This is a genomic window from Amycolatopsis cihanbeyliensis, from assembly GCF_006715045.1.
GTDB lineage: Bacteria > Actinomycetota > Actinomycetes > Mycobacteriales > Pseudonocardiaceae > Amycolatopsis > Amycolatopsis cihanbeyliensis.
Genome location: NZ_VFML01000001.1, coordinates 1,958,283 through 1,974,288, shown reverse-complemented (window position 1 = coordinate 1,974,288; position 16,006 = coordinate 1,958,283). Strand labels below are relative to the sequence as shown.

Annotated in this window: 12 protein-coding genes; 8 read left to right on the top strand and 4 right to left on the bottom strand. The window is 69.9% G+C overall.

What is annotated here, in order from left to right; translation table 11 throughout:
* Window positions 1–5 precede the first annotated feature (5 nt).
* The 3 genes from dapF to FB471_RS08560 all read left to right on the top strand — a co-directional run bounded on the left by dapF (window position 6) and on the right by FB471_RS08560 (window position 3,480).
* Window positions 6–827 (top strand): diaminopimelate epimerase, encoded by an 822-nt coding sequence (gene dapF, locus FB471_RS08570; RefSeq protein WP_141996789.1) that lies wholly within the window; start codon window positions 6–8, stop codon window positions 825–827.
* Between the two features lie 103 nt (window positions 828–930).
* Window positions 931–2,364 (top strand): GTPase HflX, encoded by a 1,434-nt coding sequence (hflX, locus tag FB471_RS08565; protein ID WP_141996788.1) that lies wholly within the window; start codon window positions 931–933, stop codon window positions 2,362–2,364.
* Window positions 2,365–2,415: 51 nt separating this feature from the next.
* A complete protein-coding gene (locus tag FB471_RS08560; RefSeq protein WP_425457044.1) occupies window positions 2,416–3,480 on the top strand; it encodes a hypothetical protein in 1,065 nt (354 codons plus the stop codon).
* Window positions 3,481–3,542: 62 nt separating this feature from the next.
* On the opposite strand, the gene lexA is transcribed toward FB471_RS08560, so the two are convergent.
* On the bottom strand, window positions 3,543–4,208 hold the full coding sequence (gene lexA / locus FB471_RS08555) for a transcriptional repressor LexA (RefSeq protein ID WP_211357989.1): 666 nt from the start codon (window positions 4,206–4,208) through the stop codon (window positions 3,543–3,545).
* Between the two features lie 363 nt (window positions 4,209–4,571).
* Between lexA and FB471_RS08550 the strand changes: the two genes are divergently transcribed.
* From FB471_RS08550 to FB471_RS35005, 3 genes are all read left to right on the top strand, one after another.
* Window positions 4,572–5,141 carry a hypothetical protein gene (locus FB471_RS08550; RefSeq protein ID WP_141996786.1) on the top strand — a complete coding sequence of 190 codons (570 nt, stop codon included), beginning with the start codon at window positions 4,572–4,574 and terminating at the stop codon, window positions 5,139–5,141.
* A gap of 222 nt (window positions 5,142–5,363) precedes the next feature.
* Window positions 5,364–5,876, top strand: coding sequence for a transcriptional regulator NrdR (gene nrdR / locus FB471_RS08545; protein WP_141996785.1), 513 nt, complete (start codon window positions 5,364–5,366; stop codon window positions 5,874–5,876).
* 32 nt (window positions 5,877–5,908) lie between these two features.
* The gene (locus FB471_RS35005) at window positions 5,909–10,033 is read left to right on the top strand and encodes a vitamin B12-dependent ribonucleotide reductase (protein WP_141996784.1); all 4,125 of its coding nucleotides are present in this window, start codon (window positions 5,909–5,911) and stop codon (window positions 10,031–10,033) included.
* A 178-nt stretch (window positions 10,034–10,211) separates the two neighbouring features.
* Here FB471_RS35005 and FB471_RS08535 read toward each other — a convergent pair whose 3' ends face one another.
* Entirely contained in the window at window positions 10,212–10,793 is a 582-nt protein-coding gene (locus FB471_RS08535; RefSeq protein ID WP_246076302.1) for a CGNR zinc finger domain-containing protein, read from the bottom strand.
* A 122-nt stretch (window positions 10,794–10,915) separates the two neighbouring features.
* Here FB471_RS08535 and FB471_RS08530 point away from each other — a divergent pair, with 122 nt between their 5' ends.
* On the top strand, window positions 10,916–11,533 hold the full coding sequence (locus tag FB471_RS08530) for a pyridoxine/pyridoxamine 5'-phosphate oxidase (protein WP_211357988.1): 618 nt from the start codon (window positions 10,916–10,918) through the stop codon (window positions 11,531–11,533).
* 94 nt (window positions 11,534–11,627) lie between these two features.
* Here the strand turns inward: FB471_RS08530 and FB471_RS08525 are convergent, their stop codons facing one another.
* The gene (locus FB471_RS08525) at window positions 11,628–12,092 is read right to left on the bottom strand and encodes an NUDIX hydrolase (RefSeq protein WP_141996782.1); all 465 of its coding nucleotides are present in this window, start codon (window positions 12,090–12,092) and stop codon (window positions 11,628–11,630) included.
* A gap of 271 nt (window positions 12,093–12,363) precedes the next feature.
* Here FB471_RS08525 and FB471_RS08520 point away from each other — a divergent pair, with 271 nt between their 5' ends.
* Window positions 12,364–13,908 (top strand): amidohydrolase family protein, encoded by a 1,545-nt coding sequence (locus tag FB471_RS08520; protein ID WP_141996781.1) that lies wholly within the window; start codon window positions 12,364–12,366, stop codon window positions 13,906–13,908.
* On the opposite strand, the gene FB471_RS08515 is transcribed toward FB471_RS08520, so the two are convergent.
* Window positions 13,903–15,960, bottom strand: a complete 2,058-nt coding sequence (locus FB471_RS08515; RefSeq protein ID WP_141996780.1) for a prolyl oligopeptidase family serine peptidase — start codon at window positions 15,958–15,960, stop codon at window positions 13,903–13,905. The genes FB471_RS08520 and FB471_RS08515 overlap by 6 nt on opposite strands.
* Between the last annotated feature and the right edge of the window lie 46 nt (window positions 15,961–16,006).

The window sequence follows — 16,006 nt, the reverse complement described above, 5'->3', positions numbered from 1 at the left end:
TGCTCATGGGTGGCATCGAGTTCCGCAAAGGGCACGGCACACAGAACGACTTCGTGGTGTTGCCCGACGCGGCCGGACGGTTGGACCTGACCCCGACGCGGGTCGCGGCGCTGTGCGATCGCAGGCGCGGGCTCGGTGCCGACGGTGTGCTCAGGGTGACCCGCCCGGCGGCGATGGATGTGGAGTCCGCGGGCGAGTGGTTCATGGACTACCGCAACGCCGACGGTTCGCTCGCCGAGATGTGCGGCAACGGGGTGCGCGTGTTCGCCCGCTACCTGGTGGACGCGGGCCTGGTCACGACGACCGAGTTCGTGGTGGGCAGCAGGGCGGGAGACCGTCGGGTGCGGGTGCACCCGGACCGGTCCGTCACCGTCCACATGGGAGAGGCGCGGATCGTGGGGAGCTCGGTCACCGCGGTCGGCGACAACGAGTTCTCCGGTGTCGCGGTGGATGTCGGGAACCCGCACCTGGTGTCGTTCGTGGACGCCGACGTCACCGGCCTCGACCTGCTCGAGCAGCCCGTGTTCGACCGGGACGTGTTCCCCGAAGGGGTGAACCTGGAGTTCGTGAACTCCCTCGGTGAGGGGATGCTGCGAATGCGGGTGTACGAGCGCGGTGTCGGCGAGACCCGGTCCTGTGGCACCGGAACCGTGGCCGTGGTGGCGGCGGCATTGCACCTGCGCGGCACGGACACCGGCCGGTCCACGGTCGAGGTACCCGGTGGGATGGTCGACGTGGCCGTCGAGGCCGGGGTGGCGACGCTCACCGGCCCGGCCGAGATGGTCGCCAGGGGGGAGCTGGACGAGGCCTGGTGGGCGGCGCGCTGACCGTGCCCGTAGTCAGGCCACGCAACGTTCGCCTGACCCACGTCGGGTCCGGCGCGATAACTCGCTCGGCGATTCCAGGAAATCGTGGGACGATGAAAGCACGATGACGGAACTGACACACAGAGACCTGATCGAGAGCGAGCCGTCCGCGGGCGAGCTGGAGCTCGAGGAGCGCGCCTCGTTGCGCCGTGTCGCCGGGCTCTCCACCGAACTCGACGACGTCACCGAAGTCGAGTACCGCAAACTCCAACTGGAGCGCGTCGTGCTCGTCGGGGTATGGATGGAGGGCACCGCCGTACAGTCGGAGGCTTCGCTGGCCGAACTGGCAAGGCTGGCCGAGACCGCGGGCTCCGAGGTGCTCGAAGGCCTGGTGCAGCGCCGTAACCGGCCGGACCCGGCCACCTACATCGGCTCGGGCAAGGTGCGCGAGCTGGCCGACGTGGTGCTGTCGACCGGCGCGGACACGGTGATCTGCGATGGTGAGCTCTCCCCTGGCCAACTGCGACAGCTCGAGGCGAAACTCAAGGTGAAGGTGATCGACCGGACCGCCCTGATCCTGGACATCTTCGCCCAGCACGCGCGTTCCCGCGAGGGCAAGGCGCAGGTCGAGCTGGCCCAGTTGCAGTACCTGATCCCCCGCCTGCGGGGGTGGGGTACGTCGCTGTCCCGGCAGGCAGGCGGTCGCGCCGGTGGCGGGAACGGCGGCGTGGGCCTGCGCGGTCCCGGTGAGACGAAGCTGGAGACCGATCGCAGGCGGATCAACAAGCGGGTGGCCAAGCTGCGCCGAGAGATCGCCTCGATGGACACCATCCGGGAGACCAAGCGCGGCAGGCGGCTGGCCAACGAGGTGCCCAGCGTGGCCATCGTCGGCTACACCAACGCGGGCAAGTCCAGCCTGCTGAACGCGATCACCGGGGCGGGCGTGCTGGTGGAGGACGCGCTGTTCGCCACCCTGGATCCGACCACCCGCAAGGCGGCGACCCCGGACCGGCGCACCTACACGCTGACCGACACCGTCGGTTTCGTCCGGCACCTTCCGCACCAGCTCGTCGACGCCTTCCGATCCACGCTGGAGGAGGCGGCCGACGCGGACCTGCTGCTGCACGTGGTGGACGGCTCGGACCCGGCTCCGGAGGAGCAGGTGAACGCCGTGCGTGAGGTGCTCGGCGAGATCACCGCCAGCCGGGTCGAGCCATTGCCCCCGGAACTGTTGGTGATCAACAAGGCGGACGCGGCCGACCAGCTCACCCTGGCCAAGCTGCGGCATCAGCTCCCCGGCGCGCTGGTGGCCTCCGCGCGATCCGGGTTGGGGATCGAAGCCCTGGTCGAGGCCATCGCCGACCGGCTGCCCAGGCCGGAGTCGATGGTGGACGTCGTGGTGCCGTACGCGCGCGGCGAGTTGGTGGCCCGCGCGCACGCCGACGGCGAGGTGCTCGCCGAGGAGCACACGCCCGAGGGCACCCGGTTGCGGGCCAGGGTGCACCCGGACCTGGCGGCGGCACTGCGGGAGTACGAGGAGGGCGGCGTGCCGAAGTAGCACCCGCCCCGCGGGTCCGCACCGCTACGCGCGTCCCCGGTGAGTACCGTAATGCCCGTGACACGGCACGGGCGGCTCGGCGCGATGGTGGGTGCGATAGCGGTGGGCGTCAGCACGATGGTGTTCACGCCGGCCGCGACGGCGGCGGTACCGCGGGCCGAGGCACTGTGCACGGTTCGGGACGAGCGGCTGGCCGAGCTGTCCGGGCTGGCCGCCGACGAGGACCACTGGTACGCCGTCAACGACGGCGGCACCCGGATCGAGGTGTTCGTACTCGGCCACGACTGCCGGGTCGAGCGGGTGCTCACCGATCCGACCGACCCGTTCGACGTCGAGGACATGGCGCGCGCGGCCGACGGCACCCTGTGGCTGTCCGACACCGGCGACAACGACAAGCGCAGGGAGACGATCGCGCTGCACGCGGTCTCCCCGGAGGGCGGCGCCACCCTGTACCGGTTGACCTACCCGGACGGGCAGCACGATGCCGAGGCGTTGCTGCTGGACCGGGCCGGTACCCCGCATGTGATCACCAAGCACGTGCTGGGCAAGGCCGAGGTCTACCGGCCGTCGGGGAAGCTCGACAGCCCCGGCCCGACCAAGCTGGAGCACGTCGGCTCGTTGCGCATCGACGCCACCGACACCCCGGGTGGTCCGGTGGGGACGGTCGGGTCGATGCTGGTCACCGGTGCGGCGGCGAGCGTGGACGGGACCGTGTTCGCTCTGCGCACCTACACCGACGCCTACCTCTACCCGGCGCCGGAGGGCGACGTGCTCGCCGCCCTGCAGCGCGAACCGCTGCGGATACCGTTGCCGGAGGAGCGGCAGGGCGAGGCGATCGCCTTCGACCCGGAAGGCACCTTGCTGTCCGCGAGCGAGGGCGTCGGTCAGCCGGTGCGGGCCGTCCGCGACGCGAGCGCACTGGCCACGGCGCGCGGCGCGGAGCCTGGTGCCGCCGGAACGGCCGGTACCGCGGCCGCCTCACCCGCGGCGGGAGCCGAGGCCGCGGAGCAGGACCCGGAAGCCGAGGAAGGGTTGCCCACGTTGCCCGCCGTCGCCGTGGCGCTCGGGGTGGCCCTCGCGCTCGTCTTCGGCATCGACAAGCTCCGTCGGCGCTGAGCTGGCTGAGTGGGCGGAGCCGACTGGTCGGCTGGGTCGGCTGGTCGGCTGGGTCGGCCGAGTCACAGCCGGCGCAACACCGCCACCACCTTGCCCAGGATGGTCGCGTCGTCGGCCGGGATCGGCTCGTAGGCCTCGTTCTGCGGGATCAGCCAAGCGTGCTCGTCGGTGCGCTTGAACGTCTTGACCGTGGCCTCGCCCTCGATCATCGCGGCCACGATCTCGCCGTTGTTCGCGGTCGGCTGCTGCCGGACGACCACCCAGTCGCCATCGGTGATCGCGGCGTCGACCATCGAGTCACCGGTGACGCTGAGCAGGAACACCTCGCCTTCGCCGACGATGTCCTTCGGCAGCGGGAACACATCCTCGATGGCCTGCTCGGCCAGCACGGGACCACCGGCCGCGATCCGCCCGACCAGCGGCACGAACGCCGGCTGCGGCAGCTGTTCGACCTCCGCGGACGCCGCTGCCACCGGCACCACGGCCGGGGGCTCGGCCTGCGCGGTGAGCACGCCGACCGCGCGCGGGCGGTTGGCGTCGCGGCGCAGGTAACCCTTGCGCTGCAGCGCACGAAGTTGGTGCGACACCGAGGATGTGGAGTTGAGCCCGACAGCCTCGCCGATCTCCCGTACGCTCGGGGGGTAGCCGAAGCGGTCGACCCAGGCCCTGATCACTTCCAGCACCTGCTGCTGGCGTACGGTCAGGCTGTCGTCGGGATCCTCGAGCATGTCGGGAATGGGAGGGTCTACCTCGGGAAGCGGGCGTATCTTGACACCCTTCCCGTACTTCTTCTCGGCCATGCGGCACCGCCTTCCGGTTCGTTCGGTGTGGGCCCACCGTTCTGATCTCCGACGTTAGCCCCCCGAGCGGGGGATTTCAAACATCTGTTCGACCGACACGCCGTGCCCTTCAGGTAGTTGTCACCCATCGAGTGCCCTGGTCGGGGCGGTTTCACGCGGTCGGCCGGACACGACGGCCGATTCCGGCTACTCGATTTTGTCGGTGCCAGGTGGTACACATTCGCACGGGCGTTCGATAGAACGAGTGTTCGATCTGGTCGAGCCCTCGACCGAGAGCCGGAGGAGGCCGTGATGTCGCTGGTCGTGGACCGTGCAGGACGTGCCGTCGGTGGCGTCGCGCAGGACGACGCGCCCCATGGCGAGGTGATACCCCATAACGACACCGCGCCCGGCGGTGGCGGGAGCATCCGGGTCGACCCCGGACGTCGCATCGGCATGCGCCCCGTGCGTACCGGCGTGCCCGCCCGGCGGCGGGGTGAGCCGCGACGACCACCGACCCGCGCCAGGGTGGTGGCGGGCCGCCGGGTGCCGCCGGTGGTCGGCTGCGCGCCCCGGCGGGTGCCGCGGCGCTGGCCGTGGCTGGTCGCGCTCGCGGTCGCGACGGGCATCGGCGTGGCAGGGCTCGGCCTGCTTGCCGAGGGAGTGGGTGGCGCGGCCCCGGTTCCCACGGAGACCACGCTGGTGGCCGTGGCGCCGGGGGAGACCTTGCGGGACGTCGCGGACCGGTTCGCCCCGGACAGCGAACCCGATGCGGTCATCCGGCGGATCCAGGAGTTGAACGAGCTCACCGGCGGTACGGTGCCCGCGGGTACCCCGCTCGCCGTGCCGCACCAGTCGGGCGTCGTGCCGGTGGGGGGCTGAGCCGGGCGGCCGTTGTCACCCGGTTGTAGGATCTGCCGTCCCGCCGTTGCGCGGGCGCGAGGGTCGGCTTAAGGTCAACCCCTACATGTAGTAGTTACACATCGGTAGTTGGTCCACAGGTTGGGGTAGACTTGCGGTAGTTGTCCCAGTTGCACGCGTTGCCCACCGGGTGTCCGCGGAGACCCGCCGTGAGTCCGGCGCGGAGAGGAAGGTGATGGGCGGATGCGATGCCCGTTCTGCCGCCATGCCGACTCCCGGGTCGTCGACTCCCGGGAGGTCGATGAAGGGCAAGCCATCCGGCGTCGCCGTTCCTGTTCCGAGTGCGGACGTCGGTTCACGACCTCGGAGACGATGGTGCTCGCCGTGGTCAAGCGGTCCGGGGTCACCGAGCAGTTCAGCAGGGACAAGGTGGTTCGGGGAGTGCGTCGTGCCTGCCAGGGCCGTCCGGTCGATGACGACGCGTTGCAGCAACTCGCGCAACGGGTGGAGGAGTCGATCCGTTCGGCCGGGGTCGCGGAGATTCCGAGCCACGAGGTCGGGCTGGCCATCCTCGGTCCGCTCCGCGAGCTCGACGGGGTGGCGTACCTGCGCTTCGCGAGCGTCTACCGTTCCTTCTCCTCGATCGAGGACTTCGAGAAAGAAATCGCGGATCTACGCGAGGCCATCGCCGGTTCGACCGAGCCGGACGGTGCTCCGGAGGGGCGTGAACCGGAGGACCCAAAGGACACCGAGTAGCGCGAGTCGCGCGCACGGAGCGGGGAGAAGATATGACGGAAACCGTCGGGACCGATGCGGAAGCCGCTGGCAAGGGCGGAAAGCGGCGCAAGCGCGGGTTGAGCCTGCGGCGGGTGTTCACCACCGAGGGTGTGCACCCTTACGACGAGGTGACCTGGGCGCACCGGGACGTCGTGATGACCAACTGGCGCGACGGCACGGTGAATTTCGAGCAGCGCGGCGTGGAGTTTCCCGAGTCCTGGTCGGTCAACGCCACCAACATCGTGGCGAGCAAGTACTTCCGTGGCGCGCTCGGCACACCACAGCGCGAGCACAGCCTGCGCCAGCTGATCGACCGCGTGGTACTGACCTATGTGGACGCCGGTACGAAGCACGGCTACTTCGCCACCAAGGCCGATGCCGAGATCTTCGAGCACGAGCTGACCTGGATGCTGCTGCATCAGGTGTTCAGCTTCAACTCCCCGGTGTGGTTCAACGTCGGCACGCCGTCGAAGCAACAGGTATCGGCGTGCTTCATCCTCGCCGTGGACGACAACATGGAGTCGATCCTCAACTGGTACCGGGAGGAGGGCCTGATCTTCAAGGGCGGGTCCGGCGCCGGCCTCAACCTCTCCCGGATCCGTTCCTCGCGGGAGTTGCTCTCCTCCGGGGGTACCGCCTCCGGCCCGGTCTCCTTCATGCGTGGCGCCGACGCGTCCGCGGGCACCATCAAGTCCGGCGGTGCGACCCGGCGCGCCGCCAAGATGGTCGTGCTCGACGTGGACCATCCCGACATCGACGAGTTCATCCAGACCAAGGCCGGTGAGGAGAAGAAGATCCGGGTGCTCCGCGACGCCGGGTTCGACATGGACCTCAGCGGCGCGGACATCAACTCGGTGCAGTACCAGAACGCGAACAACTCGGTGCGGGTGTCCGACGAGTTCATGCGAGCCGTGGAGGCGGAGGGCAAGTTCGGCCTGCGGACCCGGCTGACCGGTGAGGTCGTCGAGGAGGTGGACGCCGAACCGCTGTTCCGCTCGATGGCTCAGGCGGCATGGGAGTGCGCCGACCCCGGCCTGCAGTACGACGACACGATCAACGACTGGCACACCTGCCCCGAGTCCGGCCGGATCACCGCGTCCAATCCATGCTCGGAGTACATGCATCTGGACAACTCCAGTTGCAATCTCGCCTCGTTGAACCTGATGAAGTTCCTCGGCGAGGACGGCATGTTCAACGCGGAGTTGTTCGCCAAGGCCGTGGAGTTCGTGATCACCGCGATGGACATCTCCATTTCCTTCGCGGACTTCCCGACCGAGGCGATCGGCGACACCACCCGGAAGTTCCGGCAGCTCGGCATCGGCTACGCGAACCTGGGTGCGTTGCTGATGGCCACCGGCCACGCCTACGACTCCCCGGACGGGCGCGCGCTGGCCGGGGCCATCACCTCCCTGATGACCGGTGTGTCCTACCGGCGGTCCGCCGAGCTGGCCGCCGCCGTCGGGCCGTACGAGGGCTATTCCCGCAATGCCAAGGCACACCAGCGGGTGATGCGCAAGCACGCCGCGGCCAACGACGAGATCCGGACCATGCACGTCAACGATGTCGCGGTGCGCGATCTGGCCACGAAGGAGTGGCAGCGCGGAATCGAGATCGGCGGCCAGCACGGCTGGCGCAACGCCCAGGCCAGCGTGCTCGCTCCGACCGGTTGCCTGACCGGCGATACGGTGGTGACGACCGAGCGCGGCCTGACCCGGCTTTCGGAGCTGGGCGACCCCTACGGTGACCGGTGGCAGCACCTGGACCTGGCCGTCTCGACCGATGACGGGCCTCGCTCGGCGACGAAGTTCTTCATCAACGGTGAGGAACCGACGCGCCGCATCGTGACCGACGGCGGTTACCGGATTCAGGGCACTCTCACTCATCGGGTCAAGATCGTCGACCCGGCTACCGGTACCTGGGTGTGGAAGCGGCTCGCCGACATCGAGGCATCGGATGTCGTACCGATCCAGCTGAACGGTCTGGTCGGTGAACCACGGCGGATCCCGCTGCCCGTCTTGGGCCAGGCCTACTACGCCGTCGACCGGGACGTCCAGGTCCCCGACGCAGTCGACCAGGACCTCGCCGAGCTGGTCGGCTACTTCATGGGTGACGGTAGTCTGCATGCCGAGGGCATCCGGCTCTGCGTTGCCGACACCGACCTGGATGTGGTCGCCCGGCTGAGCGTGCTGTCGAAGGAGCTGTTCGGACTCGAACCAGCGGTCGCCTCGCGTGCCGGCTGTCACGAGGTCAGTATTCAGTCCGTCCGGCTCGCCAGGTGGTGGAAGGCGGCAGGGTTCGCCAAGGACCTCCCCGGCGTGGACCACACCGGCAAGGGACGGACGCCGCGTGTGCCAGCCGCCGTCCGCGAGACCAATGACGGGGCGGTGTACACCGCCTTCCTGCGTGGGTTGTTCGAGGCCGGTGGCTCGGTGCGCGAGGGTGTGCCGAGCCTGTCGACCGCTTCGGAGTCGTTCGCCGACGATGTTCGCAGCATGTTGTTGCCGCTCGGGCTGGCCACGACCACTCGCGTGACCGAGAGCGGTCGGGGTGGAGCGTCGCACCAGGTGTGCCTGCGCAACATCGATCATGCGCTCGACTTCGACGAGCTCATCGGTTTCATCGGTGAGCGCAAGTCGCGGTTGATGGGGGCACTCGAGCCGAAGGGTTCGGCCGAACGCGACCGGGTGTATCTCCCCCGCGAGGTGTGGGAGGAGATCGTGCCGGCTGGTCACCCGCAGCGTGCTGCTGTGCTGGCGTCATTGCGCACGACCGGCGGCGTGGCCAGGATGGCCGCTCGGCAGTTGCTCGGGGACACCGGGGACGAGCGGTTGGCGCGTGCGCTGAACTACCTTTTCGAGGCGGTGGCCGCCAACGAGGACGGCGGTGTCCAGCCCACCTACGACCTGTCAGTTCCGGACAACGTCACGTATGTCGCCAACGGCTTCGTCAGTCACAACACCATCGGATTCATGATGGACTGCGACACCACCGGGGTCGAGCCGGACTTCTCGCTGGTGAAGTTCAAGAAGCTGGTCGGCGGTGGGTCCATGCAGATCGTGAACCAGACCGTGCCCGGGGCGCTGACCTCGATGGGCTACCAGCCTGAGCAGGTCGAGGCGGTCGTCGAGTACGTGGCCGAGCACGGGCACGTGGTGGACGCGCCGGGCCTGCGCCCCGAGCACTACGACGTGTTCGACTGCGCGGTCGGTGAACGCTCCATCGCCCCGATGGGACACGTGCGGATGATGGCCGCGGTACAGCCGTTCCTCTCCGGGGCCATCTCCAAGACGGTGAACATGCCGGAGCAGGCGACCGTGGCGGATGTCGAGGAGATCTACTTCCAGGGTTGGAAGCTGGGGCTGAAGGCGCTCGCGATCTACCGTGACAACTGCAAGGTCGGCCAGCCACTGTCCACCGCGAAGCGGGACAAGGAGACCGAGGAGCCGGAGACGGTGGTGGAGTACCGCCCGGTCCGCAAGCGGTTGCCGAAGAAGCGCCCCAGCCAGACGGTGTCCTTCACCGTCGGTGGCGCCGAGGGGTACCTGACCGCGGGCTCCTATCCGGACGATGGGCTCGGCGAGATCTTCGTCAAGCTCGGCAAGCAGGGCTCCACCCTGTCCGGGGTGATGGATGCCTTCTCCATGTCCATTTCGGTCGGCCTGCAGTACGGCATCCCGCTGGAGTTCTACGTCGCCAAGTTCGCCAACCTCCGGTTCGAGCCCGCGGGTATGACCGACGATCCGGACCTGCGGATCGCCACCAGCGTGCTGGACTACCTGTTCCGCAGGTTGGCGCTGGACTACCTGCCCTACGAGAAGCGGGTCCAGCTGGGCATCTTCACCGCGGACGAACGGTCCGCGCAGGTGGAGTCCGATTACGGCAACGGCACCGGTGAACAGGAGAACGTGGACCTGGACGCCTTGCGCGGCAGCGTGTACGCGGATGATCCGCGCGGCGCCCCCGCCGATGAGGACCGGGAGACGATGCGGGAGGCACACACCACAGCCGAGTTGGCCGAGTTGCACATGGGCAAGGCCGCCGACGCGCCGCTGTGCATGACCTGCGGGACGAAGATGCGCCCCGCGGGTTCCTGCTACGCCTGTGAAGGCTGCGGCGCCACCTCCGGCTGTAGCTGATCCGAACGTGCACCAGGCCTGATGCCGGGCGTGACTCCGGCATCAGGCCTCACGGCGCGGTCATCGCCGCGACGGCCATCGTGCTGGTGACCGACCACGCCTACCGGGTGCGGGTGAGTGCTGATCGCGTACACCGCTCACAGCCGGCCGCATTGCCGTCCGAGCGCGCCGCGCCGCCTCACTCGCGGTGCCGCCGGTAATAGCGGCTGACCCTGGCCCGGTTCCCGCAGGAGGGCTTGCACCAGGTCTGCCGGGGATGTTCCCGCACGAAGTAGCGCACGCAGCGCGGGGCGGGGCAGGCTCGCAGTCGGGACGCCTCCTCGCTGCCGAGGAAGTCGATCGCCGCGCTGGCCAGCGCCGCGACCAACCGGGTCCGTGGGTCCGCCGCCGCGGTCCGGTGCCACACCCGCGGGGCGCCGCCCTCCGGCCAGGCGAGCTGCGGCGCCCTAGCCACGGCGGACGCGGCGTTCACCTGCCGCAGCGCGATGTCCGGGTCCAGCAACCGGTCGGCGTCCGCCCCGCTCGGCGGCCCGGGCCGCGCCGCCCTGGCGAACAGCGAACGAAGCGCACGCCGCAGGTCCAGGACCTGGTGCCAGGTCTGCTCATCGTCCACGTGCGATACGTCCTCCCCGAGGCGATCGCTTCGCTGCCGGATCCACCCGGCGAACCCGGTCAGGGTGGCCAGGTCGTCGGCGACCCCGCTCTGGCCGCCGTGCCGGATCGTCGCGGCCAGTGCCAGTGCCAGTGCCAGATGTTCCACGGCCCGATCCTCATGGTTTCTCGTCTTGATTCCATGTGACAAGGCTGGCCACGGTCGCCTGATGTCACCGGAGTCGCCATCCATTGGTGAGGGCGTGAACGGCCTGCGTGGCCTGTTGCGGGTTGCCTTCACTCGCCGGGGACCTGCCCGCGTTCGACCCGGATCACGCGCCCGCCGAGCCCGCGACGCTGTTCGCGCGTTGGCTGACCGACGCGATCGAGGCGGGGGTCGTGGAGCCACACGCGATGACGCTGTCCACCGTTGATCCCGGTGGTCTGCCTTCGGCCCGCGTACTCATCCTCAGGGACGTCGACGGCACGGGCTGGTGGTTCGCCTCCAGCTCGGCCGGCCGCAAGGGCAAGGAGCTGGCGAACACCCCGTGGGCCGCGCTCCCCTGCTACTGGGCGGCGCTGGGCCGGCAGGTACGCGTGCGTGGCCCGGTTCACCTCGCCGGCGGCACGGCGAGTGCGCGGGACTACCGGAACCGTTCGCCGGGAGCCCGGGCGGTGGGGCTGCTCGGCAGGCAGAGCGAGCCGCTGTCCGGCAGCGCGGAGCTGGCCGCCGAACTCGAGCGTGCCGAGGACCGGATCGCGCGGGACCCGGAGCTGGTGGCCCCGGACTGGACGCTCTACGTGGTGGAAGCCGAGGAGGTGGAGTTCTGGCAGGGCGACCCTGGGCGCAGGCACACTCGGCTGAGCTACACCCGGGCGGGCTCGGCATGGACGAGGGGGCTGCTGTGACCATGACCCCCGCCGGGCTGGTCGAGCGGGCGTGTGCTCACCCACATCGCCGACCTCGCCTGGCGTTCACCCGCCGGGCCGAGCGGGAACTGGCCTAGGCGAGCTGCTCGGACAGGCGGTCCAGGAACACCCGCTGCCCCTTGGCCAGCTTCGTCTCCGCCTGCGCGAGGTCGAACCAGGCGACCCGGTCGAGCTCGGGGAACTCCTGCACGTTTCCGGAACCTCGTGGCCACTCCAGCTCGAAGGTCCCCGGCGTCACCAGGTCCGGATTCAGGTCGCTGTGCACCGCCCAGATGGTCACCGTCTTGCTGCCGGACTGCCGTGCGGTACCGAGGGCGACCCACTCGCCGTCCGGAACCGGGACCCCCAGCTCCTCGCGGAACTCACGCTCCGCCGCTGCCTGCGGATCCTCCTCCGGATCGCACTCACCCTTGGGTATGGACCATCCGCCCTCGTCCCGTTTCGCCCAGAACGGGCCGCCCATGTGCCCGAGGAGTACCTCGGCCTCCGGACCCGTCCCGCGGAACAGGAGAATTCCCGCGCTCTGCTTACCTCCCACGGGGGACAGTGTGCCTTGCCCCGCCGAGCGCCCGAACAGGTGTCCCTCCGGAGGTCACGTCCAGCGGGCCGCGCGGTCTCGCCCGTAGCCCCTGACCTGCCATGAGTGATCCGTTCCAGGTCGAGTCCGGCCTGCTCGCGCTGGTGCCGGGCCGGCGGGGCGAGCAGCGGCCCGAGCCCCTGGGCACCCGGGCATCGACGGTTGACCCTCCCGTGGGGAGAGCCTTTAGTGTGATCGTCGAGACACAGGATCGGCGACACAGGGGGAAGTCTTGTCCACAGTAGACAGATCGGCGGGTACGGGTCCGAGTCGGAGGGAGTTCCTCGGCCGGCTGGCCAGGGGCGGCGCCGGTCTCGCCGTCGCGGGCGGCGCGCTGCCCCTGCTTTCCGGCCAGGCCACGGGCGCGGTTCCGCGGATCACCGTGCTGACCGGCGCCACCCTGATCGACGGCACCGGCCGCCCGCCGCGTCGCAACGCCACCGTGGTACTGGCCGACGACCGGATCGTGGCCGTCGGGTCGCTGGACCGCACCGCCATCCCGGCCGGGGCCACGGTGGTGCACCTGCACGGCAAGTACGTCATCCCGGGACTGTGGGACATGCACGTGCACACCTCGCCGATCCCGGAGATCTACCCGCCGCTGTACGTGGTCAACGGCGTCACCGGGATCCGTGAGATGTACGGCTTCTCGCCCGCGCTGCACGACCTGCGCGACCGGATCGAGAGCGGCTCCCTGCTCGGACCGCGGATGGTCATCGCCAGCACCATCATCGACGGGCCGCATTCCATCCACGAGTCCAGCGGTGCGGCCGTCGTGGAAACCGCGGCCGAGGCCAGGGCCGCCGTGCGCACCGCCGTGGACAAGGGCGCTGACTTCGTCAAGGGGTACTCCTTCCTGCACCCGGAACCCTTCGCCGCGCTCGCCGAGGAGGCACGGCGGGTCGGGCTGCCGTTCGCCGGCCACGTGCCCGACCGGGTCTCCGCCTGGACGGCGAGCAGCACCGGCCTCGACTGTTTCGAGCACCTGTTCGGCACGTTCTTCGCTACCTCCACGAAGGAGGGCGAGCTGCGTCGCCGGCTCACCTCGGTTCCGGTGGATCCGGAACAGCCGTGGGCATGGATGGCGCTGGCCCGCGAACTGGAGCGGCAGTCGCTGGCCAGCCACAGCCCGCGCCGCGCCGCCGCGTTCTTCCACCACCTGCGGCGCAACGGCACCTGGCAGTCACCGACGTTGAACGTGCTGCACGCCCAGTCCCTGCCGATCGAGGAATTCGACTTGGCGGACCCGCGGCTGGAGTACCTGCCCCCGGGCACCGCCGAGTTCTGGCTGGAGCAGTTGCGCTACACCGCGCCCTCCACCCCGGAGGAGATCGAGAACCTCCGCCGGTTGTTCGCCGCGCAGCAGCGGATGGTGCGGGACCTGGACGAGGCCGGTGTGCAGCTGATCGCCGGCACCGACTCGAACAACCCGTTCTGCTATCCCGGTTTCGGGCTGCACGACGAGCTGGCGCTGCTGGTGGACGCCGGGCTGTCCCCGATGCGCGCGTTGCAGCTCGCGACCAGGGACGCCGCCCGCTACCTCGGCCGGGAGCGCACGGCCGGAACCGTCGCCCCCGGCAAGGTCGCCGACCTCGTGGTGCTGGAGGACGACCCGCTCGCCGACATCCGCAACACCCAGCGCATCCACTCGGTGGTCAGCCGTGGCCGTTACCTCTCGCCGGAGAAGCGCACCGAGATGCTCGCCGACATCAAGAAGGCGGCATCCGAGGCCGCGGGCACCGCGGCGCCCGCGGCCTGCTGCGGAACCCGCTCATGACCCCGTGCCGAGCGTCCGCCACAGGAACTCGAACACCAGGGCCCATTTGAAGGCAAGCTGCGCGTTGTCGGCGGCCGCACCGTGGCCGCCCTCGATGTTCTCGTAGTACCGCACGGTCCGGTAGTCGTAGTCCCGCATGCGTGCCACCATCTTGCGGGCGTGCGCCGGGTGCACCCGATCGTCCCTTGTGGACGTCACGAACAGCACCGGCGGGTAGTGCAGACCCGGTTCCACGTTCTGGTAGGGCGAGTACTCGCTGAGGTAGGCCCATTCGGCCTCGGAGTCCGGGTCGCCGTACTCGGCCATCCAGGAGGCTCCGGCGAGCAGCTTGTGGTAGCGGCGCATGTCCAGCAGCGGGACCTGGCTGACCACCGCCCCGAACAGCTCCGGGTAGTGGGTGAGCATGACGCCCATCAGCAGCCCGCCGTTGCTGCCGCCCTGGATGCCCAGCGACTCGGGGGTGGTGATGCCCCGCGTGGTGAGGTCGGCGGCGACGGCCGCGAAGTCCTCGTACACCCGGTGCCTGTTCGCCTTGACCGCCTGGGTGTGCCACTCCGGCCCGTACTCCCCACCGCCGCGCAGGTTGGCCACCACGTAGGTGCCCCCGCGGGACAGCCAGCCGCGGCCGACGACCCCGCTGTAGGAGGGCGTCAGTGAGAGCTCGAAGCCGCCGTACGCGGTGAGCAGCGTCGGCGCGGGCCGATCGCCCCGGTCGCCGACGACGAAGTAGGGGATGCGCGTGCCGTCGGCCGAGGTGGCGAAATGCTGCTCCACGGTGTGCGCGGAGCCGTCGAAGAACGCGGGCGCCCGCTTCAGCGTCTCCAGTTCGCCGCCGACCCGCCCGAGTGCCAGCGTGGAGGGCTCGGTGAACCCGCTGGCGTTGACCAGGTACTCGTCACTCTGCTCGGGATCGGTGTCGCTGACGGTGATGGTGGCCGCGCCGGAGGCAGGCACCGGCAGCGGTTCGTCCCGCCAGCCGTCCGGGTCCGGGGTGAGCACCCGGAGCCGCGTCTGCACATCGGACAGGGTGTCCAGGATCAGGTGGTTGCGGGTCCAGCTGTAGGAGTCCAGCGAGGTGTGCGCGTCCGGCGCGAACAGCAGGGTCAGTTCACGCCCGCCGGCGAGGTACGCCGCCAGGTCGGCGGCGAGCAGCGCCCCCGCGGGGTACTCGGTACCGCCGACCGTCCATGGCGAGCGGGTGCGCACCAGCAGCCACTCGCGGTGCATCGAGGCCTTCGCGTCGTCCGGCACGTCCAGCCTCACCAGGCCGTCCGCGGTGCGCAGGTGCAACTCCGAGTGGTGGAAGTCGATGCTGCGCACGACCACGTCCCGCTCGAAGCCCTCGGTGGGGTCGTGCAGGCCGTACACCGCGACATCGTCCGGCTTGCCCTCGTAGACCAGACCGGCCTGCTCCAGCGGGGTGCCCCGCCGCCATTCCTTGACCAGCCGGGGATAACCGGAGCTGGTCAGTGAGCCAGGGCCGAAGTCGGTACCGACATAGATGCGGTCCTCGTCGATCCAGGACACCGCGCTCTTCGCCTCGGGCAGTTCGAAACCGTCCGTGACGAACGACCGGCTCTCCAGGTCGAACTCGCGCACGACGGTGGCGTCGGCGCCGCCCCTGGACAGCTCGACCAGGCACCGGTTCAGGCCAGGCCGCAGCACGGTGGCGCCCTGCCACACCCAGTTCTCGCCCTCCTGCTCGGCGAGCGCGTCCACGTCCAGCAGCACATCCCAGTCCGGTACGGGCTTGCGGTACTCCTCCAGGGTGGTTCGGCGCCACAGCCCGCGCGGATGCGTGGCGTCCTGCCAGAAGTTGTAGAGGTACGCGCCGCGCCGCCGCACGTAGGGGATGCGGTCGTCGGCGTCCAGCACCTCGCGGATCTCGCGTTCCAGCGTGCCGAAGGACTCGGTGCCGGTCAGTTCCTCGATCGTCTCGGCGTTGCGCTCCCGTACCCAGCCCAGCGCCCGCTCGCCGGTGACCTCTTCCAGCCAGAGGTGCGGGTCGTCGGGTTCTGCTGCGGCGGGGACCGGGGAGGTGGGATCACTCATGGCCACAGTCTGTACCCCTGCCGGTGCGACCGTGCATGGTCCCCGA